The following is a 21056-nucleotide window of genomic DNA, read 5'->3' as shown; positions in this document are numbered from 1 at the left end:
GCGCTCTTGCGATCATCTCGATGTTCGCGATGATTTAGTTTTTTCTCTTTCAAAAACAGAACCTGTTCGTTTGAAACAGGCTCTGTTTTCTTTTTATAGACGAAACTAGACTGAGTATCCCTTTAGACTTCTTTGACTTTGGCGACGGTTTGCGCCTTAATCTGAATGTCTCCCTTGCTGGACATGACAGCGCGGAGATTTTTCTCCGTTGGATGTTCCAGATAGAAGTCCGTAATAGCATCTTCAATCTGGTCTTGAATGGTTCGGCGGAGCGGACGGGCACCCATTTTTGGATCATAGCCCAGGTCGACCAATTTTTCCTTGACCTTGTCTGTCACATGGAGGCTGATGCCGTTGGCAGACAAGCGCTTGTTGACATCTTCCAGCATGAGGCTGACAATTTCAAGCAGATTATCCTTACTAAGCGGCTGGAATTCGATGATACCGTCGAAACGGTTCATAAATTCTGGGCTGAAGAAGTTACCAAGCTGACCGAGGACTGATTGAGCCCGCCCTTCCATAGCAGCACCGAAACCGACAGAGGCCTCAACCTTGCCAGTACCGGCATTGGAGGTCATGATAATGATAGTATCTTTGAAGGAAACAGTCCGACCTTGCCCGTCTGTCAAGCGACCGTCATCCAGGACCTGCAAGAACATGTGCATGACATCTGGATGGGCCTTTTCTACCTCGTCCAGGAGAATGAGCGAGTAGGGATTGCGGCGCACTTTCTCAGTCAATTGCCCGGCCTCTTCATAGCCGACATAGCCTGGAGGGGCACCGACCAATTTGGCAACGGCGTGTTTTTCCATGTACTCAGACATATCAAAGCGAATCATACTATCAGCTGAGCCGAAGAGCTCGATGGCCAGCTGTTTAGAAAGCTCGGTCTTACCGACACCGGTTGGACCAACGAAAAGGAAGGAACCGATTGGACGGTTGGGCGCACCCAATCCGACGCGATTGCGACGAATGGCCTTGGCAATCTTATCCACGGCATCGTCTTGGCCAATCACATGAGCCTTGAGGTCGCTAGCTAGGTTGATGAGTTGAGATTGTTCTTTCTCCTTCAAATCGCCGACAGGAATATTGGTTTTCTGCTCGATAATGGCCTCAATTTCCTTCTCAGTAATGAGTGGAATGTCCTCTTCACTGATAGTCGCCTGCTGCATTTCCTTGTATTTAGCAATCTGGTCGCGGAAGTAAGCAGCTTTTTCGTAGTCTTCATCACGAGTAGCCTGGGCTTTGCGATTTTCAGCATCGATCAGGCGTTGGTCAATCTCTTTCGGATCAATGAAATTGAGAGTCAGGTTCATCTTGGAACCCGCCTCATCCAAGAGGTCAATGGCCTTGTCAGGCAGGAATCGGTCCTGGATGTAGCGGTTGGAAAGGACAGCTGCAGCTTCAATAGCCTGATCTGAATACTTAACGTGGTGGTAGTCCTGGTACTTAGCCTGGATGCCCTTGAGAATGGTAATGGTCTCTTCGACGCTTGGCTCCTCAACCTTGACAGGTTGCATGCGGCGTTCCAAGGCGGCGTCCTTCTCGATAATACGATATTCATTGAGGGTGGTTGCTCCGACCAGTTGCATTTCGCCACGGGCAAGAGCTGGTTTGAGAATGTTGCCGGCATCCATGTTGCCGTCGCCAGCAGAACCTGCTCCGACAATTTCATGGATTTCGTCGATAAAGAGGATGACTTCCTTACGGTTGCGAATTTCCTCCATTAGTTTTTGCATGCGTTCTTCAAATTGTCCACGGATACCTGTTCCTTGCACTAAGCTAACAACGTCTAGGCGGATAACTTCCTTCTTTTGGAGTTTATGTGGGACATCTCCGTCTACGATTTTCTGGGCCAGACCTTCGACAACGGCCGTTTTACCAACACCGGGCTCACCGATGAGGACGGGGTTGTTCTTGGTCCGGCGGTTGAGAATCTCAATTACGCGAGTGATTTCTTGGTCGCGTCCGATAACCGGGTCAATATCTCCACGGCGAGCAATCTCGGTCACGTTAATACCAAATTCTTCCAAGAGGCCGTTTGGCTGTTGCGGTGCTTGCGGGATACCTCCGCCAGGCTGATTGGAGCGGCCGCCGCCTCGGTTCCCTCCTCCAGACTGGGTCGGAGGTGTCTGGTTGCGGTCACGTCCAGCTGGTGTGTTGTCAGGGTATCCTCCCAAATGATTGAAAAATTCACTGAAGGGATCCATGTTGTTAGGGTTGAAGTCGCCTAGGCCACGGAGAATGGCGTTGTTGGGGTCAGTCTTCATGATTTGGTAGCAGTTGTGGCAGAGGTCGACCTGCTGTTGTTTGCCGTTGAGGTTGGTGTAGAGATGGATGGTTGCGTCATTGATGTTACAGTTTTTGCAGAGCATAATTCTACCTCTTTCTTTGAAAAAATGTGACCTTTGTTCAAATGGTCAATAAAGGTCAAATGTAATTTAATTATAACAAGTTTTAGGAAAAAATCAAGAAATTGCTATTTGCTAGTCTATTTGCAGAAAAATGTGCGGGTGTATGCAACAAAAACGTGTAAAAAAGAGACTTTTCAGTTACTTTGTGGTAAAATATACCTATACTAAGAAGAGGAGAAAGATTATGGAATCACACTTAGTGAGAATCATCAATCGTCTGGAAGCGATGGCGGGTGATGGTGGTACCCTCAAGCGTAATTTTGAGCGTGAAGGTGTTGTCGTTGCTGAAGTTGCCTACAGCTACGATGAAGAAAATGGTTCAGTATATACCTTGCGTGATGTTGCTGCTCGTGAAACCTATACGTTTGACAGCATCGACTTGATTGCAATGGAAATCTACGAATTGTTGTACTAATAAGTAGTAGAATGCACCTTCGGGTGCTTTTTAGTTTAAATGATGAATATTTTAGACAGGGATGTTGCATATTTATTCAAGACGTGGTATAGTAGTGAGTATATGAAAAAATGGAGTAGTGGATGAAATGAATTTTTCTTTTTTGAATGATTATATTGCTTATTTTAATTATGGGGCCTTGGTAACTCTCATCATTGCCAGTTTTGTCGTCCTTTTCGGGAGCATCATCGGTGTCTTGTTAGCCTTTGCCCAGCGGAGCAAGTATAAAATTTTGGCCTGGTTTGCCAATATCTATGTATGGATTTTCCGTGGTACGCCAATGGTGGTGCAGATTATGATTGGTTTTACCATGACCCACATTGCAGCACCGACCTTCCAGTTGGGGATTTTGTCTGTTGACTTGACCCGTCTTTTGCCAGGTATTATTATCCTATCTATGAACTCAGGTGCCTATGTGTCAGAGGTGGTCCGGGCAGGTATCAACGCGGTTCCTAAAGGGCAGCTGGAGGCGGCCTATTCTCTAGGGATTAGACCAAAACAGGCCATGCGTTATGTCATCATGCCACAGGCCATTAAGAATATCCTTCCAGCCTTGGGAAATGAATTTGTGACCATTGTCAAAGATAGCTCACTCCTGTCTACGATTGGGGTTATGGAGCTTTGGAATGGGGCAACGACGGTTTCGTCTACGACTTATATTCCTTTGGAGCCACTGATTTTTGCAGCATTTTATTACTTGATTTTGACCAGCTTGCTGACGCTTGTCATCCAGCATTTTGAGAAGAAAATGAACAAGGGAGGCCATTAAGATGGCGGAAACAATTATTTCAATTAGAGATTTACACAAGTATTTCGGGGAAAATGAAGTTCTGAAAGGAATTGACTTGGATGTGGAGCAGGGAGAGGTAGTGGTTATTATCGGACCGTCAGGATCTGGGAAATCGACTTTCTTGCGGACCATGAACCTACTTGAGGTACCAACCAAGGGGACGGTGACCTTTGAGGGCGTGGATATTACGGATAAGTCCAACGATATTTTCAAGATGCGAGAGAAGATGGGCATGGTCTTCCAGCAGTTTAATCTATTTCCCAATATGACTGTTCTGGAAAATATCACCCTTTCGCCCATTAAGACCAAGGGGATTGCCAAGGCAGAGGCTGAGAAAAAAGCCTTGGAATTGTTAGAAAAGGTTGGTTTGCCAGACAAGGCCCAGGCCTATCCACAAAGTCTCTCAGGTGGTCAGCAACAGCGGATTGCCATTGCGCGTGGTCTGGCTATGGACCCAGATGTGCTCCTCTTTGATGAGCCGACATCTGCCCTTGACCCTGAAATGGTTGGAGAGGTATTGGCGGTTATGAAGGATTTAGCCAAAGCTGGGATGACCATGGTTATCGTGACCCATGAAATGGGCTTTGCCAAGGAGGTCGCAGACCGAGTTATCTTCATGGATGGGGGCTATATCGTTGAGATGGGCAGTCCTGAAGCAGTCTTTGACCAGACCAAGGAAGAGCGAACCAAGGACTTTTTATCTAAGGTACTATAGACCAGTAACTCCGGCATTGTTCGGGGTTTTTCTTATTTTTTTGAAAAATAGCAGAGCAGGTTGGGAAATTGTCCCTGTTTTTTGTATAATGAAAGAAAACAATAAGGAGTTGGCATGACAATTATTGATGGTAAAGCCCTGGCGGCGAAATTGCAGACGGCCCTGGCAGACAAGGTTGCAGAAATGAAAGAAAAGACAGGCTTGGTTCCAGGTCTTGTGGTCATTTTGGTTGGTGAAGATCCTGCCAGCCAGGTCTATGTACGAAACAAGGAACGTTCGGCTTTGGCTGCTGGTTTTAAGAGTGACGTTGTTCGCCTTCCAGAGTCTATCTCAGAGAATGAATTATTGGACCTGATTGACAAGTACAATCAAGATGAGAATTGGCACGGTATCCTGGTCCAACTGCCTCTACCTGTTCATATTGATGAAGAAAAGGTGCTCTTGGCTATTGATCCTGACAAGGATGTGGATGGGTTCCATCCGACCAATATGGGGAAACTCTGGTCTGGTCATGCAGTCATGATTCCTTCAACTCCTGCTGGAATTATGGAGATGTTTAAGGAATACCAGATTGACTTGGAAGGTAAATCAGCTCTAGTCATTGGCCGTTCAAATATTGTTGGTAAGCCCATGGCCCAGCTCCTCTTGGATGCCAATGCGACTGTGACCATTGCCCATTCTCGGACCAAAAACTTGCCAGACTTGGCTCGTCAGGCGGATATTTTGGTGGTAGCTATCGGCCGTGGACATTTTGTCACCAAGGAATTTGTCAAACCAGGTGCAGTTGTCATTGATGTGGGGATGAACCGTGATGAAAATGGCAAGCTGATTGGCGATGTCAAGTATGATGAAGTTGCCGAACTTGCTAGTCACATCACCCCTGTTCCAGGTGGTGTCGGTCCGATGACCATTACCATGCTGATGGAGCAGACTTTCGAGGCTTTTAAGCGGTCATTATAGAAGATGGAAGGGCAGGTTATTCTGCTCTTTTATTACTGGTTAATATACATTTTTATAAATTCAGCCTTTGGACTGATTATAATTTATATGTAAAGGTTTACAATAAGGGTGTTCCTAGTAATGGGAACACCCTTTTACCCCAGGATTCAAGAATGCTTACAGTGGTTTTCTTGAATTTTCCTAATCTCCTTTAGGTGTCGACTGAGGTCGGCGCCTTTTCTGTCACAAAAAAGGGAGCGGGAAAGAACTCGACTAATGAAAAGAGAGTTCGTCAACAAGTCCTTATTTCCAGTTGTTGAGCTGAAACAGTCTATCCCCAGACTGTTTCACTCCCACCCCCGCACACCTCAAAAGGTTCAGTGAACCTTTTGAGGTTGGAACTAGAGCGAACTTTGTTCGCAACAGTCGTAATGGTCAGATTCGGAGCGTTAAACGCGAACGAAACTGCCAATCAACCCCTGCGTCAATATGTTTTTGCTAATCAAATAGCCATAGGTTGGACTTTATGCCCAACCTTAACATCTTATGGATTTGGAACAGAGAAACTGTCAGCATGTGCCAGGTCTCCGTAGGTATAACCACGGTCAAACCAGCGTTTGCGCTGTTCGGATGTACCGTGAGTGAAACTGTCTGGGACAGTCCGGCCGTAGGCTTCTTTTTGCAGGGTATCGTCACCTACTGCATGGGCTGCCTGCATGGCCTCGTCGATGTCACCAGCATCTAGCATGCCTTGGCCATCGACAAATTTGGCCCAAGCACCAGCATAGTAGTCTGCCTGCAGTTCCAGACGAACATTGAGGGCGTTTCCTTCCTTGTCAGACAGACGGGCGCGCTCCTTATGGTAGGCACCGAGGACCTCTAGCTCGTTTTGAACATGGTGACCAACTTCGTGGGCAATGACGTAGGCCATGGCAAAGTCACCTTTAGCCTTGTAGCGGTTACCTAATTCTTGATAGAAAGAGGTATCGATATAAATTTTTCGGTCAGCAGAACAGTAGAAGGGACCCGCTTGGGCTGATCCCATTCCACATCCTGTGCTGGTTTGGTCAGTGTAGAAGACCAGAGTTGGAGCCTTGTAGGTCATGCCATTTTTGTCAAATTCCTGGGTCCAGAAATCTTCTGTAGAGGCTAGGACCTTACTCATAAAGACAGCATCCTCATCGGAGACCTCAGTCCCTGCAGTTGATACCTGAGCGGATTGATAGGGATTGACTCCAGATGAACCGCCCAATAGACCTCTTAGTCCTGAACTACCACCAAAGAGTATGAGGACCAGGAAGAGGATGATTTTTCCCTTCCAGCCTAGTCGTGAAAAGAGTAGCCCCAAGAGCATGCCACCACCGGAAGAGCCACTTCGACTGGTTCCTCCAGGAAAGAAGGAGCCACCGTTGGATTGACCACGTCTGTCCTCTATATTTTTACTTTGTCGTTGATTGTCTAACTTCATATAAAACTCCTAAGTTTGTTCAAGTATATTATATAGTAAAATTTCTAAAAAGGCACAAGAAAGCAATTACAAATTTATTCTCTAATTCTGAATAATCTTGCGATTTTTGGTATAATGAAAGAGATATAGACAGAAGGAGCTGACATGGTTGACTATTTGTCGGTTAGTCATTTAACCAAGTATTTAAAATTAAAATTTGACCGTGATCCCTATCTAGAAAAAGTTTATTTGACAGGGCAGGTATCCAATTTCCGCAAGCGTCCGACCCACCAGTATTTTTCCCTCAAGGATGACAAGGCAGTTATCCAGGCGACCATGTGGGCAGGTATTTACAAAAATCTGGGCTTTGAGCTGGAAGAAGGTATGAAAATCAATGCGATTGGTCGGGTCCAGCTCTATGAGCCAAGTGGATCCTATTCGATCGTCATTGAAAAAGCTGAGCCAGACGGCATCGGAGCCTTGGCAATCAAGTTTGAGCAACTCAAGCAGTCCTTGACTGCAGAAGGCTTGTTCAAGCAGGAATTTAAGCAGCAAGTGCCTCGCTTTACCCAGAAAATTGGTGTCATTACCAGTCCAAGCGGCGCGGTCATTCAGGACATTATCACGACAGTCAGTCGGCGTTTTCCTGGTGTGGAAATTGTTCTCTACCCGACCAAAGTGCAGGGTGAGGGAGCGGCTCAGGAAGTAGCTGCCAATATCCAGAAAGCAAATAGCAGGGAGGATTTGGATGTCTTAATTGTCGGTCGTGGTGGTGGGTCTATTGAGGACCTTTGGGCATTCAACGAGGAAATGGTGGTTCGAGCCATTTTTGAATCGCGAATTCCGATTATTTCTAGTGTGGGCCATGAGACGGACACGACCTTGGCGGATTTTGTGGCAGACAGACGGGCAGCGACCCCGACGGCAGCAGCAGAATTGGCGACACCGGTGACCAAGGCGGACCTCTTAGGCTATTTGAACCAGCAGGAAAACCGTGCCTACCAGGCTATGACCAATCGGATTAAGTTTCGGCAAAGCCAGCTGGACAAAATCAGTCAGTCGGTTATTTTCAGGCAGCCAGAACGGCTGTATGATGGCTATGTGCAAAAATTAGACCGGTTGACCAGCCAGCTACAGACTAGGATGAAAGAGATTTTCGGGGATAACAAGCAGGCCAGTGTCCTGCTCCAGCAACGCCTACAGGGCTTGCAATTGCTCCAGAAAGTCAGCCGTTATCAGGAGCAGGTCAGCCAGTTGCAACGCTTGCTCAAGAGCAATATGGCCAACATTTATGACAATAAAATGGCCAAGGCTGACAAGCTGATAGAGGCCATGACCATGCTGGATACCAGCCGCATCGTGGCGCGCGGTTATGCCATTCTGGAGCAGGCTGGTCGGGTCATTGATAGCGTAGAAAAGATTGAAAAAGATGAGCAGTTGACCATTGTCATGAAGGATGGTCGTGTGGATGTGGAGGTAAAGGATGTCCAAAAAAATGAAAACATTTGAAGAAAATTTAGCAGAACTTGAGGGAATTGTGACCCGCTTGGAGCAGGGAGATGTAGCCTTAGAAGAGGCTCTGGCTGAGTTCCAAAAGGGTATGGTCCTGTCCAAGGACTTGCAGAAAACCTTGGCTGATGCAGAAAAGACTCTGGTTAAGGTCATGCAGGCAGATGGTAGTGAAAGTGAGATGGTTTAGGTATGGATAAATTTAATCTCATAGGCTCAACCATTGAAAACTACTACAGAAATACCCACACCTGTGTTTCGGAAGAGTTGATTGAGTCAATTCTCTACTCAATAGAAGCAGGAGGGAAACGCCTTCGTCCCCTCATCCTGCTGGAGGTTTTGGAGGGATTTGGCAAGACAGTGACAGAAGCCCACTATCAAATTGCTGCTGCTTTGGAAATGATTCACACGGGAAGTCTTATCCATGATGATTTACCTGCCATGGACAACGATGATTACCGTCGAGGTCGGTTGACAAACCACAAACAGTTTGACGAAGCTACAGCTATTTTGGCGGGGGATAGCCTTTTTCTGGATGCCTTTGATTTGGTAGCCCGTGCCGACTTACCATCACCCATTATTGTTCAGTTAGTTCAGTTCCTAGCCACTTCCTCAGGCACATTTGGTATGGTTGGGGGACAGATGTTGGATATGAAAGGGGAGGGGCAGATGCCGGAGGCTACGGAACTCTTCAAGATTCATGAGAATAAAACTGGTCGTCTCCTGACTTATCCTTTCTATGCAGCTGGTATTATCGCAGAGCAGTCAGAATATGTCCAAGGGAGATTGTGGCAATTGGGCTCGCTGATTGGGTATGCATTTCAGATTCGGGATGATATTTTGGATGTGACAGCAAGTTTTGAAGAATTAGGGAAAACGCCTAATAAGGATCTTGTGGCTGAGAAAGCAACTTTTCCAGCTTTGTTGGGCTTAGATGAATCTAAGAGTCTTCTTGAGGAAGCCTTGGATAAGTCTATAAAAATTCTTGAGGAATTGACTCAGGATTATGATTTCAAGTCTGACAATATCATTAAGATTTTAGAAAGTTTACGAATCAATGAGTAAAGAACGAGTAGATGTGCTAGCCTACAAGCAGGGGCTTTTTGAGACTAGGGAGCAGGCCAAGCGAGGCGTCATGGCGGGCCTGGTGGTCAATGTCATCAATGGCGAGCGCTATGACAAGCCGGGCGAGAAAATCGATGAAGGGACCGAGCTTAAGCTCAAGGGTGAGAAATTAAAATATGTCAGCCGTGGTGGCCTCAAATTAGAGAAGGCCTTGCAGGTCTTTGGAATTTCTGTTGAAGGGCAGACGACCATTGATATTGGTGCTTCCACAGGCGGCTTTACGGATGTCATGCTCCAGTCTGGCGCCAAGCTGGTTTACGCCGTGGACGTTGGGACCAATCAATTGGCTTGGAAACTTCGGCAAGATGAGCGTGTAATTTCCATGGAGCAGTACAATTTCCGCTATGCTGAACTGGTTGATTTTGACCAGGGACAGCCAAGTTTTGCCTCTATTGATGTCAGCTTTATTTCGCTCAGTCTGATCTTGCCAGCCCTGCATAATATTTTGGCAGACGGCGGTCAGGTCGTAGCCCTGGTCAAGCCTCAGTTTGAAGCGGGACGGGAGCAGATTGGTAAAAATGGTATCGTTAAAGACAAGCAGGTTCATGTCAAAGTTTTGCAGGACGTGACCAAGATGGCAGTGGAGACTGGCTTTACCGTTAAGGCGCTCAGCTTTTCTCCGGTTCAGGGCGGTCAGGGCAATATTGAATTTTTGGCTCATTTGGAAAAATCTGACCAGCCAGAAAATATGGTTGTGGGTCAGATTGGTAACTTGGTTGAGCAAGCACACGAGGAATTTAAGAAAGATGAATAAACGAGAACGCTTAGAAGTAATAAAAGATTTGGTGGTCCGCTATCCGATCGATACCCAGGAAGAGATTGTGGAACGCTTGGAGGCTATGGGGGTCCATGCAACCCAGGCGACGGTTTCCCGGGATATCAAGGAGTTGGGTATCATCAAGGTGCCAGCAGCTGACAAGGGCTATATTTACGGTCTGCCTAAGGTGGGCCTGGCAAAGGTCCGCTCGAAAAATATCCTTGATTTTTCACATTCGGGTAACATGGTCAATATCAAACTGGTGCCTGGAAGTGCCATTGTTGTCAAACGTCAGATTGTGGAACAATTTGAGGACCAGCTGTTCACCATCATTGCGGACGACGATAGTATCTTTTTAATCTTGAAGGACCAGGAAAAACTGCTTCAGTTGGAGCGCATGGTTAAAGGGTGGTAAGGGATGTTACTAGAAGTTTCGATTAAGAATTTTGCCATTATCGAGCAGGTCTCTCTTAACTTTGAAAAGGGTATGACCATTCTCTCTGGTGAGACGGGAGCTGGGAAGTCTATCATTATCGACGCCATGAACCTTATGTTGGGGGCGCGGGCGACTACTGATGTCATCCGCCACGGGGCTGCCAAGGCGGAGATTGAGGGGCTTTTCTCTTTTGAACATAGCAGAGCCTTGGAGCAGATTTTGGAGGAGCAGGGGATTGAAGTGGCTGACGAGCTGATTATCCGTCGGGAAATCCTGCAAAATGGTCGGTCGGTCAGCCGGGTCAACGGTCAAATGGTCAACCTGTCTGTCCTCAAGCAAATTGGTCAGCACTTGGTCGACATTCACGGTCAACATGACCAGGAAGAATTGATGAAGTCCCAGCACCATATTCGTCTGTTGGATAGCTTTGGAGAAGAGGATTTTTGGACCCTCAAGGACAGCTACCAAGCGACTTTTGATGCCTACCGTAGCCTCCGCAAGCGCGTGCTTGAAAAGCAGAAAAACGAGCAGGAACACAAGTCTCGTATCGAGATGTTGGAGTATCAGATTGCGGAGATTGAATCCGCTGACCTCCAGCTTGGTGAGGATGTCCAGCTCAATCAGGAGAGGGATAAGCTACTCAATCATAAGCAGATTGCAGATACGCTGACCAATGCCTACGCCCTCCTGGACAATGAGGATTTCTCCAGCGTCAACAATATCCGCTCAGCCATGGGGGATCTGCAGAGTTTGGAAGAATTCGACCCAGAATACAAGGCCCTATCGATCAGCCTGACCGAGGCCTACTATGTGGTGGAGGATGTGGCCAAGCGTTTGGGTGATGTGGTGGACAATTTGGAGTTTGACGGCAATCGTCTCATGCAGCTGGAAAGTCGCTTAGACCTGCTCAACACCATGACCAAGAAATATGGCGGTTCGGTCGACGATGTCCTCGATTATTTGGCAAAAATCACTGAAGAGTACAATCTTTTGACCGGTAACGACCTGTCTGGTGATGACCTGGAAGTCCAGCTCAAGACCTTGGAGAAAGACTTGGTTAACTTGGCTGGTCAATTGAGTCAGGCCCGCCATGAGTTGGCCCAGATTTTAGAAGAGGTTATTCGCCAGGAATTGCAGGACTTGTATATGGAGAAGGCCAAGTTCCAGGTTCGATTTACTAAGGGTAAATTCAGCAAGGAGGGCCATGAAACGGTTGAATTTTATATTTCTGCCAATCCTGGTGAGGATTTCAAACCCCTGGTCAAGGTGGCCTCAGGAGGGGAATTGTCTCGCCTCATGTTGGCCATTAAATCAGCCTTTGCCCGCAAGGAAGGCAAGACATCCATTGTATTTGACGAGGTGGACACGGGTGTATCTGGTCGCGTAGCCCAGGCCATTGCCCAGAAAATTTACAAAATCGGTCAATACGGTCAGGTCTTGGCGATTTCGCACCTGCCACAGGTGATTGCGATTGCGGATTACCAGTTTTTTATTGAGAAAGTATCGGACGAGCATTCGACCGTTTCTCGTGTGCGTCTCTTAACAACGGATGAGCGGGTGGAAGAGATTGCCAAGATGTTGGCTGGTGACACAGTGACGGAGGCAGCCAGAACGCAGGCCAGAGAATTAGTGATGAAAGGCTGATGAGGGAGTGGTCAAACCTTACTGATTTGACAGGCTGGGACCAGTTTGAGGCTGTTATGAAATGTAGAATACAGCATATAAATCCTTCACAGAAAAACGGAAAACTGCCAAAATATATGTAAAGAATCACTCTATATATAAAGTAGGTGGTTAGCATGAAACAGTATCTAGGTCGGTTTGTAGGTGTTTTATCGGTCTTGAGTTTATTCCTTCCCTTTGCCTTTACTCCCAATCTGAAGACTTTTGAGATTGTCACGATTTCTGGATGGGTCTATTTCAGCGGTAGTCTCTTTGCTATCCTTTGTCTGGCTCTTGTACTTGCCTTCTGTTTTAAATTGGTGCTGTTTTCCAAGACCGTCAATCTGTTACTCTTTGCTGGTGCTGGGCTCATGACACTATATTTTTATAGTTTGCCGCTACAGGCAGTTGGCAGCTCATTTCTGAGTCGATTGGATGAATTTCCTGTTGGCTACTTTCTCTGTGGCGTCTTCTTGGTACTTGAGTTTGGATTCACCTTGAAAGAATTGCTTTCTCAGTAAGTGTGACATATCTTACTTTTTATCAATAATGCTTGAAAGCAGTATAGGGCTAGGTTTTAGAGGTCTAGCCTTTTTTCATTTCTAGCGTTTTATTTTTGAGGTGATTTTTGTTATAATAGTAGACATATTTGTAGAGAATTGTAGGATGAAATATGTCAAGGATTAAAATTGTAACAGATTCAAGCACCACTATCGAGCCACACTTGGTGGAAGAGCTGGGAATTACGGTTGTTCCTCTTTCGGTGATGATTGATGGAGTGGTCTATTCGGATAGCGACCTGACAGAGGGGCAATTTTTGCAACTGATGCGCAATGCTAAGAGCTTGCCGAAGACCAGCCAACCTCCAGTGGGGGTCTTTGCAGAAACCTTTACTGATTTGGCCAAGGACGGTAGTCAAGTGATTGCCATCGTCTTATCTCACGCTCTTTCGGGCACCGTTGAGGCTGCTCGTCAAGGGGCAACCTTGTCCGGCGTTGATGTGACGGTTATTGATTCAAGTTTCACAGACCAGGCTGCAAAATTCCAGGTGGTTGAGGCTGCTCGTCTGGCTCAAGCTGGGGCTAGCAAGGAGGAAATCTTGGCGGCCATCGAGCAGGTGCGAGAAAAAACAGAATTGTATATTGGCGTATCGACGCTTGAAAATCTGGTTAAGGGTGGCCGTATTGGTCGCGTTCAAGGGCTCTTAAGCAGCTTGCTCAATATCCGTGTCATTATGACCATGAAAAATCATCAGCTAGAGCCAATTGTGAAGGGCCGGGGCAACAAGACCTTCAAGAAATGGTTGGATGAGTTTATTTGTCAATTAGCCGATAAAAAGGTGGCTGAAATCGGCATTTCCTATGCAGGCGCAGCAGATTTTGCCCAGCAGATGAAAGAACAGTTACAGCCCTACCTAGACAAGGATATCGCTGTTCTAGAAACCGGCTCTATCATCCAAACCCACACTGGTGAAGATGCCTGGGCAGTCTTAGTACGCTATGAATAATCGAAAAGTTTTTCATGGGCTCTTTTATTTCTTTCTGTGCTTGATATTGGCTGTCTTTCTGTTTGACCGGCTGATTCCAAAGGCTGCATCAAGGGTGACTCCTTCAGAAATCAGTCAGTCAGACGAGCACCCCATCCTACACTATATTGCGATTGGTGATTCATTGACGGAAGGTGTGGGGGATACCACGGGCCAAGGTGGCTTTGTTCCGCTTCTGGCTCAAGATTTGGCCAACCAGCTCTCAGTGGATGTTGTCGATGCCAATTATGGCATTGCAGGCAATACCAGCAACCAAATTTTAAAAAGGATGAAGTCTGATAAGAAATTGCAGGCAGATTTGAAGCGGGCGGATTTGATGACTTTGACGGTTGGTGGAAATGATTTGCGAAAGGTGATTATGAACAATATCACCGATTTAAAAGTATCTTCTTTCAATAAGCCATCCAAGGATTATGCCAAAAGACTGAAAGAGATTATTGACTACGCCCACAAGCAAAATAAGGATTTACCTATTTATGTTGTTGGTATTTACAATCCTTTCTTTTTAAGTTTTCCAGAGATGACCGAAATGCAGACAATCGTGGATAATTGGAATAACGTGACTGCCAAGACGCTTGAAGGGCAGGATAAGGTTTACTTTGTTCCCATCAATGATTTGCTTTACAAGGGATTGGAAGAAGAGGTGGGTGTCAGTTCCACTGATGCAGGGACTAGAAATAATCTACTCTACAACGAAGATAGTTTTCATCCCAATAATACGGGCTATGAAATTATGAAGAAAGCAATCGTGGAGAAAATACATGAAACCCAAAAAGAATGGTAAGATAAAGATTTGGAAATGGTTGTTTTTGGCACTTCTAGCTTGTAATGTTGGTGCCTATATTGTCCTTATCAATCGTGTGCAGGATAAGCGTGAAGACTTGACGGTTTTCGTAAAAAATAATCCTGACGATGTCAAAATAGGGACATTTACGACCACAAGAGAACAGCTGAATCAGACACTTGAAAACTATCTCAAAGAATATCAAACCAAAGATTTTGAATATTCCATTGCCCTGACCAGCCAACAGATTGTCTTTGAGGGCAGTTACAAGTTGTTTGGTGTGGAAATTCCCCTCTATCTCTATTTCCAGCCAAGCAAGATGAAGGATGGAAGTATCATGTTGCAAATAATGGAAGTTTCAGCAGGCAGTCTATCTTTACCCAAAGCAGAGGTTCTAAATTATTTGAAGAAAAATTATAAATTTCCAGACTATGTCCATGTGGATACGGAGGCATCTAGAGTGCAGGTCCAGCTCCAGGAAATGGAGAATAAGCTAGGGATTTATGCCAAAATGAATACGCTTGATTTATATAATGACCAATTTATTGTTGATATTTACAAAACAGAAATAAAATAACACTTTAAGCTTGACCAAAAGCTTAAAATTGGGTAAGATATTAGAGTGAGTAGTCACTCAGAAAACAATTGGAGGATTTAGCAAAATGGCTAATAAACAAGATTTGATCGCAAAAGTTGCAGAAGCAACTTCATTGACTAAAAAAGATTCTGCAGCAGCAGTTGATGCGGTATTCGCAGCAGTAGCTGACTACCTTGCAGCTGGTGAGAAAGTTCAATTGATTGGCTTCGGTAACTTCGAAGTTCGTGAGCGTTCAGCACGTACAGGTCGCAACCCTCAAACAGGTGCAGAAATCAAAATCGCAGCTTCTAAGGTTCCTGCTTTCAAAGCTGGTAAAGCACTCAAAGACGCTGTAAAATAATTCAGCATTAAAAAGCCCGTCATATCAAGCTTTCTAGCTTGTCCGACGGGCTTTTTTCTGTGTTTTGGGGCATTTTTGGGGCATAAAATCAGTATTTCACAACGTCGGCAAACTGTATTCTGGATAAATAAACTAAGTAGCTCTGCTAAGAAAAAACGATAATTTAGTTTATTTTGCAAGCGGAGCGAGCCCTAAGCCAGGACTTTCCGCTGTGATGAAAATGAGAAACGTTGTCGTTTCGGACATTCGGAGTATTTGAGACCTTAGGCTCAAATACTAGGTATGGAATTCCGTAGGTAGCTCAAACAGTCTGGGGGACTGTTTGAGGAGTAAAACTAGAAACAAGAAAGTTTACTACCGTCCGACATCACCTCAGGAAAGTCTGAAAAGAGATTTTGTCTACAAACTCAGGATTTTTCCTTAACTTTTGACTTCTAATTACAAATAAAACAACCACCTGCTTCAGATGGTTGTCTCTTTCTATCTCGAACGTTGTTTACCAGCGTTGCGGTTTTTCTTTTTAGATGCTTTTTCTTCGATGATAGCTGATGCAGCTGGGGTCACATCTTTGACTTTGCCTGGTGCAGCTTTCAAGGGTTTGTTCTTAAATTCTTCCTCTACCTGCTTGCGAATGCGTGGCTTGAGGATGAAGTTGGTGATGGCTTGTTGGATAAGACTAATCAGACCACCGACTACCCAGTAAAGGGTTACACCAGCTGGAGAGCCAAATGAGATCATCACAATCATGAGCGGATTCATCAGTGCCATGGTTTTCATTTGCTTTTTCTGTTCTTCATCCATACCGACCTGCATGAGGAGGGATTGTCCATAGTAGAGTACACCTGCAATAGCTGTTAAAATCAGGCTGGATTTGCCCAGGTCGATACCGAGGAAACTAGCCTCAGCAATACCTGGAGTGTGGCGAGCCGCAAAGTAGATAGCCGAGAAGAAAGGCATCTGAATCAGGAGTGGTAAACAACCCATGCCTCCCAACATACTCACACCGTACTGTTTTTGCGTAGCGAAGTATTCTTGTTGGGCAGCAAGCTGTTCTTCCTGAGAACTTGCATTCTTCATACGTTCCTGGATTGGACCAAGAATTGGCTTGAGGTAGTTCATCTTTTCAGACTGGATAGCTGCCTTATAAGATTGGTAAATACCTAGTGGAAGGATAATCAAGCGGACAATCAGGGTCACGATGATAATGGCCAAACCATAACCCAGGGCCTGGTTCTCAGCAAAGTATTCGATGAGATAAGACATTGGTTGCCCCAGATAGTTCCAGATGAAACCGGTCGGATTACCACTTTTATCTGTCTGCACACAGCCCGACAAGAAGAGCAGAGTTGCCAGTGACAAGCCTGACAATTTGATGAATCGTTTATTTTTCAATTTCAAACTTCCTTTTTTACAATATAGTCTCTATTGTACTTGTTTTGGTCAAAATTCTCAAGTCTTTCACTTACCAGCCTTAAAAATCCTTCTCAAGCCCTAGCCATGACTGACTTTAAAATCTGTCATATCCGGGAAATTGGCCAAATTCACATCCAGATAGTTGACCCTGGCCATACGAGAAGGTCCTTTTCGTATTTCATGGATAAAATGGCTGAGCTTGTCAGCTTGATCCGACTGGGCCAGGATGGTGACTGTTCCATCGTCATTGTTCCAGACACGGCCGTAGACGTCACCGATTTCCAGAGCCAGAGCCTGGACTGACCAACGAAAACCAACTCCCTGGACACGACCAGAGGCAATCATTTTGACCTTTCTCATGAGGTTCTCCTTTTTGACAAGTAACTTACTTTATTATATCATGGACAATAAGAAATAAAAAGGAGCAGCCATGGACATTATCCGCTCAAAGGCCAATAATCTGGTCAAGCAAATCAAGAAATTGCAGCAGAAAAAATACCGGACCTCCTCCTATCTGATAGAGGGCTGGCATCTGCTAGAAGAGGCTGGTGCTGCTGGTGCGACTTTCGAGCATATCTTGGTCTTGGAAGAATACGCAGAGCGGGTTGCTGGTTTGCCCAATGTTAGTCTAGTAACACCTGACATCATGCGGGACCTGGCCGATTCCAAGTCTCCCCAGGGTGTCCTTGCCCAGCTGGCCCTTCCTAGACAAGACTTGCCAACAAGTCTTACCGGCAAATTCCTGGTCTTGGAAGATGTCCAGGACCCAGGCAATGTGGGCACCATGATTCGGACAGCAGACGCGGCTGGTTTTGACGGTATTTTTTTGACGGACAAGTCGGCTGATATTTACAATATTAAAGTTCTGCGGTCCATGCAGGGAAGTCATTTTCATCTGCCGATCTATCGTCTGCCTGTGGAGGAGCTTGTCAGATACCTGCAGGCTCAAGGGTTACCAATCTTAGCAACGACCCTGTCAAGCCAATCGGTGGACTATAAGGACTTCCAACCTGGTCCTAGCTTTGCTATGGTTATGGGCAATGAAGGTCAAGGAATTTCAGCCTACATGGAGGAAGTTGCGGACCAGCTGGTCCACATCAGCATGCAGGGTCAGGCGGAAAGTCTTAATGTGGCCATAGCTGCCGGTATTCTTATGTTTAGTTTTATTTAAGGCTATCTTGGTAGACTATGCTATAATAGTCCGAGGAGGTCAAGATTTGACAGCTTACAAAAAAGATAAAGAGTATATGTGCTATGTGGGCCATCTGATTGAGACGCCCAAGGTGCAAAAATTGGGCACTATTCCCCACCACTACCATTCGACACGGCTGGAACATTCCATCAATGTGTCCTACACCAGCTATAAAATTGCCAAAAAATTTGGCTGGGATGCCAAATCGACAGCTAGAGGCGGTCTCTTGCACGATTTGTTTTTCTATGACTGGCGGGATACCAAATTTCAGAAGAGCCATGCCTGGGTCCACCCAAGGATTGCCAAGCGCAATGCCCAGAAATTGACCAAGCTCAATAAGGTCGAAGAGGATATTATCGTCAAACACATGTTCGGTGCCACCATTGCCCCTCCCCGCTACAAGGAATCTTGGATTGTCACCTGCGTAGACAAGTATTGGGCGGTTCGTGAATGGAGTCTACCCCTGCAGCACAAGTGGAAGCATCGCAAAATTCTACGTTTTCAATAAATAAAGGAGTTTTTTATGAATAATGATTCAGTAATTATCAACCAGGTGGACAATACCGCCCTCAACCGTTTCTTTGGTAGGGTTTACGGCGTTGTCGCTATGGGAATTGGCTTGTCGGCCTTGGTGTCGTTTTTGACAGTGACGGTTTTCCGAGACGCTTTATTCGCTCTCATGCGTGGCGGTTCCATGCTCATGATGATTATCATGATTGCCCAGATTGCCCTGGTCTTTGCGGCCTCAGCTATGGCGGCTAAAAATAGTCCGCTGGCTCTGCCTATGTTTTTGGGCTATTCAGTGACAAATGGTTTCACTCTGAGTGTCGTGCTGTTGGCCTATACAGGTGAAACAGTGGCCCTGGCCTTTGTATCAACTGCCCTCATGTTTGCAGTCATGGCTATTATCGGGATGACCACCAAGAAAAATCTGTCCGGCATGGCCCAGGCTCTTCGAGCAGCTCTCTGGGGAGTGATTATTGCCAGTGTTGTCAATATCTTTCTACGTAGCTCAGGTATCAGCTTCGCTATGTCTATCATCTCTGTCTTGATTTTCTCAGGTTTGATTGCCTATGATAATCAGCGCATCCGCACTGTTTTCGAGCAAACAGGCGGAAATGTCGGTCAAGGCTGGGTCGTTTCTATGGGCCTGCAGCTCTATCTTGACTTTATTAACTTGTTCCTGAACTTGCTCCGCATTTTCGGTAACTTAAATCGAGATTAAAACTTCCCACTCTCCGAGTGGGTTTTTCATTTTCTGAAAATGCCTTTCTATGCTATAATGGTTAGAAAATTGAGGAGAATGAGTTATGACCAAAATACCATTTATTGATAAGGAAACCCTTGCGACGATTACAGACCAATTTCCAACGCCTTTTCACTTGTACGATGAGAAGGGGATTCGTGAAAAAGCGCGTGCGCTCAATGCTGCCTTTGCTTGGAACCCAGGCTTTAAGGAATATTTTGCGGTTAAGGCGACACCGACACCAGCTATCTTGAAAATTTTGCAAGAAGAGGGCTGCGGTGTGGATTGTGCGACGGATGTGGAAGTGCTGATGAGTGCCAAAATGGACTTTACGGACATTATGTTTACTTCCAATGATACCCAGGCGCAAGAATTTGTCTATGCACGCGAAGTTGGAGCGACCATTAACTTGGACGCCTATGAGCATATCGAGTTTTTGAAAAATGTAGCCGGTATTCCTGAGACAGTTTGCCTACGTTATAATCCAGGTGGCATCTTCTCGCTTGGTACAGACATCATGGACCATCCAGAAGAGTCCAAATTTGGCATGACCAAGGCCCAGCTCATGCAGGGCTACAAGGACTTGAAAGAATTGGGCGTTAAGGAATTTGGTATCCATGCCTTCTTGGCCTCCAACACTGTGACCAATGACTACTATCCAGAATTGGCGCGCCAACTCTTCGAATTGGCCCTGGAAATCCGTGAGGAGACAGGTGTCACACTTGATTTTATCAACCTGTCAGGTGGTATTGGGGTCAACTACCGTCCAGACCAGGAGCCAAATGATATTGCCGTGATTGGCGAGGGTGTCCGCAAGGTTTACGAAGAAATTCTTACGCCTGCTGGCATGGGACATGTGAAAATCTTTACGGAGCTAGGACGCTTCATGCTGGCGCCACATGGGCATCTGATTACTAAGGTTCTCCACCGCAAGGAAACTTATCGGACTTATGTCGGTGTGGATGCCTCAGCAGCTAACCTAATGCGTCCAGCCTTCTATGGTGCCTACCACCATATCACCAACATCAGTCGACCAGACGCTCCGATTGAAGTAGTGGATGTGGCGGGCTCTCTCTGCGAAAATAACGATAAATTCGCAGTCAATCGTGAATTGCCACGCGCAGAAGTGGGGGATACCCTGGTTATCCATGATACGGGTGCTCACGGTTTCTCCATGGGCTATAACTACAACGGACGCCTGCGTTCAGCGGAGATTCTCTTGGAGGAAAATGGCGGAGCGCGTATGATTCGACGGGCTGAAACGCCAGAAGACTACTTTGCGACCTTGTACGGTTTTGAATTTGACAGGTAAGTCTTGGAAAAGACGGGAAAATTTGGTATAATAGGTCTAGAAATTAGAATACAGTCTATAGGAGATTGAAATGCAAATCGGAATCGGAATTGTTATATTATTGGTTGTCTTAGCACTTGCAGGTGGTGTTGCTCTCGGTATTTACCTATCACGCAAACAGGTTGAAAAAATGATTGCGGACAAGCCTATTTTGGATGAAAACGCTCTTCGTTTGATGATGAGCCAAATGGGTCAAAAACCAAGCGAGGCTAAGGTTCAGCAGGTATTGCGCCAAATCAAGAGCCAACAAAAAGTAGCAACTAACAAGAAAAAATAAGCAAGCACTGGGGCTGGGGATTCATTCCCAAGTCCTTTTGTTTGGAGAAAGTCCTAGGAAA

General features: G+C 45.9%; 24 protein-coding genes. 20 read left to right on the top strand and 4 right to left on the bottom strand.

Translation table 11 applies throughout. From position 1 onward, the window contains the following. Window positions 1-122 precede the first annotated feature (122 nt). Window positions 123-2375 carry an AAA family ATPase gene (locus ACHBHN_RS02115; RefSeq protein WP_394733176.1) on the bottom strand — a complete coding sequence of 751 codons (2253 nt, stop codon included), beginning with the start codon at window positions 2373-2375 and terminating at the stop codon, window positions 123-125. Between the two features lie 223 nt (window positions 2376-2598). Here ACHBHN_RS02115 and ACHBHN_RS02110 point away from each other — a divergent pair, with 223 nt between their 5' ends. The 4 genes from ACHBHN_RS02110 to ACHBHN_RS02095 all read left to right on the top strand — a co-directional run bounded on the left by ACHBHN_RS02110 (window position 2599) and on the right by ACHBHN_RS02095 (window position 5333). Further along, window positions 2599-2829 (top strand): DUF1797 family protein, encoded by a 231-nt coding sequence (locus tag ACHBHN_RS02110; RefSeq protein ID WP_105123499.1) that lies wholly within the window; start codon window positions 2599-2601, stop codon window positions 2827-2829. Between the two features lie 127 nt (window positions 2830-2956). After that, window positions 2957-3637, top strand: a complete 681-nt coding sequence (locus ACHBHN_RS02105) for an amino acid ABC transporter permease (RefSeq protein WP_105110194.1) — start codon at window positions 2957-2959, stop codon at window positions 3635-3637. Window position 3638: 1 nt separating this feature from the next. Beyond that, on the top strand, window positions 3639-4373 hold the full coding sequence (locus ACHBHN_RS02100) for an amino acid ABC transporter ATP-binding protein (RefSeq protein WP_105110193.1): 735 nt from the start codon (window positions 3639-3641) through the stop codon (window positions 4371-4373). Window positions 4374-4487: 114 nt separating this feature from the next. Beyond that, window positions 4488-5333, top strand: coding sequence for a bifunctional methylenetetrahydrofolate dehydrogenase/methenyltetrahydrofolate cyclohydrolase (locus ACHBHN_RS02095; protein ID WP_125265334.1), 846 nt, complete (start codon window positions 4488-4490; stop codon window positions 5331-5333). 523 nt (window positions 5334-5856) lie between these two features. Here the strand turns inward: ACHBHN_RS02095 and ACHBHN_RS02090 are convergent. Then, on the bottom strand, window positions 5857-6780 hold the full coding sequence (locus tag ACHBHN_RS02090; RefSeq protein WP_105160869.1) for a neutral zinc metallopeptidase: 924 nt from the start codon (window positions 6778-6780) through the stop codon (window positions 5857-5859). Window positions 6781-6924: 144 nt separating this feature from the next. Between ACHBHN_RS02090 and xseA the strand changes: the two genes are divergently transcribed. The 11 genes from xseA (at window position 6925) to ACHBHN_RS02035 (ending at window position 15516) form a co-directional block, all read left to right on the top strand. Then, on the top strand, window positions 6925-8268 hold the full coding sequence (gene xseA, locus ACHBHN_RS02085) for an exodeoxyribonuclease VII large subunit (protein WP_394731906.1): 1344 nt from the start codon (window positions 6925-6927) through the stop codon (window positions 8266-8268). Beyond that, the gene (locus ACHBHN_RS02080; RefSeq protein WP_105123503.1) at window positions 8243-8458 is read left to right on the top strand and encodes an exodeoxyribonuclease VII small subunit; all 216 of its coding nucleotides are present in this window, start codon (window positions 8243-8245) and stop codon (window positions 8456-8458) included. Before xseA ends, ACHBHN_RS02080 begins: the two co-directional genes overlap by 26 nt. 2 nt (window positions 8459-8460) lie before the next feature. Beyond that, window positions 8461-9333 (top strand): polyprenyl synthetase family protein, encoded by an 873-nt coding sequence (locus ACHBHN_RS02075; protein WP_105123504.1) that lies wholly within the window; start codon window positions 8461-8463, stop codon window positions 9331-9333. Beyond that, window positions 9326-10147, top strand: a complete 822-nt coding sequence (locus ACHBHN_RS02070; RefSeq protein WP_172009233.1) for a TlyA family rRNA (cytidine-2'-O)-methyltransferase — start codon at window positions 9326-9328, stop codon at window positions 10145-10147. Before ACHBHN_RS02075 ends, ACHBHN_RS02070 begins: the two co-directional genes overlap by 8 nt. After that, window positions 10140-10565 (top strand): arginine repressor, encoded by a 426-nt coding sequence (locus ACHBHN_RS02065; RefSeq protein ID WP_105111911.1) that lies wholly within the window; start codon window positions 10140-10142, stop codon window positions 10563-10565. Before ACHBHN_RS02070 ends, ACHBHN_RS02065 begins: the two co-directional genes overlap by 8 nt. A 3-nt stretch (window positions 10566-10568) precedes the next feature. After that, the gene (recN, locus tag ACHBHN_RS02060) at window positions 10569-12230 is read left to right on the top strand and encodes a DNA repair protein RecN (RefSeq protein ID WP_394733559.1); all 1662 of its coding nucleotides are present in this window, start codon (window positions 10569-10571) and stop codon (window positions 12228-12230) included. A 155-nt stretch (window positions 12231-12385) separates the two neighbouring features. Then, window positions 12386-12769: a hypothetical protein gene (locus ACHBHN_RS02055; RefSeq protein WP_394733558.1), complete on the top strand. Its 384-nt coding sequence runs from the start codon at window positions 12386-12388 to the stop codon at window positions 12767-12769. A 152-nt stretch (window positions 12770-12921) separates the two neighbouring features. After that, a complete protein-coding gene (locus ACHBHN_RS02050) occupies window positions 12922-13755 on the top strand; it encodes a DegV family protein (protein ID WP_394733557.1) in 834 nt (277 codons plus the stop codon). Further along, entirely contained in the window at window positions 13748-14578 is an 831-nt protein-coding gene (locus tag ACHBHN_RS02045; protein ID WP_394733556.1) for an SGNH/GDSL hydrolase family protein, read from the top strand. The genes ACHBHN_RS02050 and ACHBHN_RS02045 overlap by 8 nt, the downstream gene beginning before the upstream one ends. Next, window positions 14556-15155 (top strand): YpmS family protein, encoded by a 600-nt coding sequence (locus tag ACHBHN_RS02040; RefSeq protein WP_394733555.1) that lies wholly within the window; start codon window positions 14556-14558, stop codon window positions 15153-15155. The genes ACHBHN_RS02045 and ACHBHN_RS02040 overlap by 23 nt, the downstream gene beginning before the upstream one ends. 85 nt (window positions 15156-15240) lie before the next feature. Continuing rightward, window positions 15241-15516 (top strand): HU family DNA-binding protein, encoded by a 276-nt coding sequence (locus tag ACHBHN_RS02035; RefSeq protein ID WP_105106668.1) that lies wholly within the window; start codon window positions 15241-15243, stop codon window positions 15514-15516. Between the two features lie 480 nt (window positions 15517-15996). On the opposite strand, the gene yidC is transcribed toward ACHBHN_RS02035, so the two are convergent. Both yidC and ACHBHN_RS02025 read right to left on the bottom strand, forming a co-directional pair. After that, a complete protein-coding gene (gene yidC / locus ACHBHN_RS02030; RefSeq protein WP_105160875.1) occupies window positions 15997-16908 on the bottom strand; it encodes a membrane protein insertase YidC in 912 nt (303 codons plus the stop codon). A 99-nt stretch (window positions 16909-17007) separates the two neighbouring features. Next, complete coding sequence (locus ACHBHN_RS02025; RefSeq protein ID WP_105136845.1) at window positions 17008-17289, bottom strand: acylphosphatase; 282 nt, start codon at window positions 17287-17289, stop codon at window positions 17008-17010. Window positions 17290-17359: 70 nt separating this feature from the next. Between ACHBHN_RS02025 and ACHBHN_RS02020 the strand changes: the two genes are divergently transcribed. The 5 genes from ACHBHN_RS02020 (at window position 17360) to ACHBHN_RS02000 (ending at window position 20995) form a co-directional block, all read left to right on the top strand. Further along, window positions 17360-18100 carry a TrmH family RNA methyltransferase gene (locus ACHBHN_RS02020; RefSeq protein ID WP_394719196.1) on the top strand — a complete coding sequence of 247 codons (741 nt, stop codon included), beginning with the start codon at window positions 17360-17362 and terminating at the stop codon, window positions 18098-18100. A 46-nt stretch (window positions 18101-18146) separates the two neighbouring features. Beyond that, on the top strand, window positions 18147-18629 hold the full coding sequence (locus ACHBHN_RS02015) for an HD domain-containing protein (RefSeq protein WP_394733554.1): 483 nt from the start codon (window positions 18147-18149) through the stop codon (window positions 18627-18629). 15 nt (window positions 18630-18644) lie between these two features. Then, complete coding sequence (locus tag ACHBHN_RS02010) at window positions 18645-19346, top strand: Bax inhibitor-1 family protein (RefSeq protein ID WP_172062546.1); 702 nt, start codon at window positions 18645-18647, stop codon at window positions 19344-19346. A gap of 85 nt (window positions 19347-19431) precedes the next feature. Next, on the top strand, window positions 19432-20679 hold the full coding sequence (locus tag ACHBHN_RS02005) for a diaminopimelate decarboxylase (RefSeq protein WP_394733553.1): 1248 nt from the start codon (window positions 19432-19434) through the stop codon (window positions 20677-20679). Between the two features lie 70 nt (window positions 20680-20749). Then, window positions 20750-20995 (top strand): YneF family protein, encoded by a 246-nt coding sequence (locus tag ACHBHN_RS02000; RefSeq protein ID WP_394719201.1) that lies wholly within the window; start codon window positions 20750-20752, stop codon window positions 20993-20995. Window positions 20996-21056 lie beyond the last annotated feature (61 nt).

Origin of the sequence: Streptococcus sp. A22 (genome assembly GCF_043674215.1) — a bacterium.
Classification (GTDB): domain Bacteria; phylum Bacillota; class Bacilli; order Lactobacillales; family Streptococcaceae; genus Streptococcus; species Streptococcus suis_V.
This window is presented reverse-complemented; position numbering and strand designations above follow the sequence as displayed.

Coding starts and splice junctions, on each gene's coding strand:
- ACHBHN_RS02115 (WP_394733176.1), bottom strand. CDS start 2,375: ATGCTCTGCAAAAACTGTAACATCAATGACGCAACCATCCATCTCTAC.
- ACHBHN_RS02110 (WP_105123499.1), top strand. CDS start 2,599: ATGGAATCACACTTAGTGAGAATCATCAATCGTCTGGAAGCGATGGCG.
- ACHBHN_RS02105 (WP_105110194.1), top strand. CDS start 2,957: ATGAATTTTTCTTTTTTGAATGATTATATTGCTTATTTTAATTATGGG.
- ACHBHN_RS02100 (WP_105110193.1), top strand. CDS start 3,639: ATGGCGGAAACAATTATTTCAATTAGAGATTTACACAAGTATTTCGGG.
- ACHBHN_RS02095 (WP_125265334.1), top strand. CDS start 4,488: ATGACAATTATTGATGGTAAAGCCCTGGCGGCGAAATTGCAGACGGCC.
- ACHBHN_RS02090 (WP_105160869.1), bottom strand. CDS start 6,780: ATGAAGTTAGACAATCAACGACAAAGTAAAAATATAGAGGACAGACGT.
- xseA (WP_394731906.1), top strand. CDS start 6,925: ATGGTTGACTATTTGTCGGTTAGTCATTTAACCAAGTATTTAAAATTA.
- ACHBHN_RS02080 (WP_105123503.1), top strand. CDS start 8,243: ATGTCCAAAAAAATGAAAACATTTGAAGAAAATTTAGCAGAACTTGAG.
- ACHBHN_RS02075 (WP_105123504.1), top strand. CDS start 8,461: ATGGATAAATTTAATCTCATAGGCTCAACCATTGAAAACTACTACAGA.
- ACHBHN_RS02070 (WP_172009233.1), top strand. CDS start 9,326: ATGAGTAAAGAACGAGTAGATGTGCTAGCCTACAAGCAGGGGCTTTTT.
- ACHBHN_RS02065 (WP_105111911.1), top strand. CDS start 10,140: ATGAATAAACGAGAACGCTTAGAAGTAATAAAAGATTTGGTGGTCCGC.
- recN (WP_394733559.1), top strand. CDS start 10,569: ATGTTACTAGAAGTTTCGATTAAGAATTTTGCCATTATCGAGCAGGTC.
- ACHBHN_RS02055 (WP_394733558.1), top strand. CDS start 12,386: ATGAAACAGTATCTAGGTCGGTTTGTAGGTGTTTTATCGGTCTTGAGT.
- ACHBHN_RS02050 (WP_394733557.1), top strand. CDS start 12,922: ATGTCAAGGATTAAAATTGTAACAGATTCAAGCACCACTATCGAGCCA.
- ACHBHN_RS02045 (WP_394733556.1), top strand. CDS start 13,748: ATGAATAATCGAAAAGTTTTTCATGGGCTCTTTTATTTCTTTCTGTGC.
- ACHBHN_RS02040 (WP_394733555.1), top strand. CDS start 14,556: ATGAAACCCAAAAAGAATGGTAAGATAAAGATTTGGAAATGGTTGTTT.
- ACHBHN_RS02035 (WP_105106668.1), top strand. CDS start 15,241: ATGGCTAATAAACAAGATTTGATCGCAAAAGTTGCAGAAGCAACTTCA.
- ACHBHN_RS02025 (WP_105136845.1), bottom strand. CDS start 17,289: ATGAGAAAGGTCAAAATGATTGCCTCTGGTCGTGTCCAGGGAGTTGGT.
- ACHBHN_RS02020 (WP_394719196.1), top strand. CDS start 17,360: ATGGACATTATCCGCTCAAAGGCCAATAATCTGGTCAAGCAAATCAAG.
- ACHBHN_RS02010 (WP_172062546.1), top strand. CDS start 18,645: ATGAATAATGATTCAGTAATTATCAACCAGGTGGACAATACCGCCCTC.
- ACHBHN_RS02005 (WP_394733553.1), top strand. CDS start 19,432: ATGACCAAAATACCATTTATTGATAAGGAAACCCTTGCGACGATTACA.
- ACHBHN_RS02000 (WP_394719201.1), top strand. CDS start 20,750: ATGCAAATCGGAATCGGAATTGTTATATTATTGGTTGTCTTAGCACTT.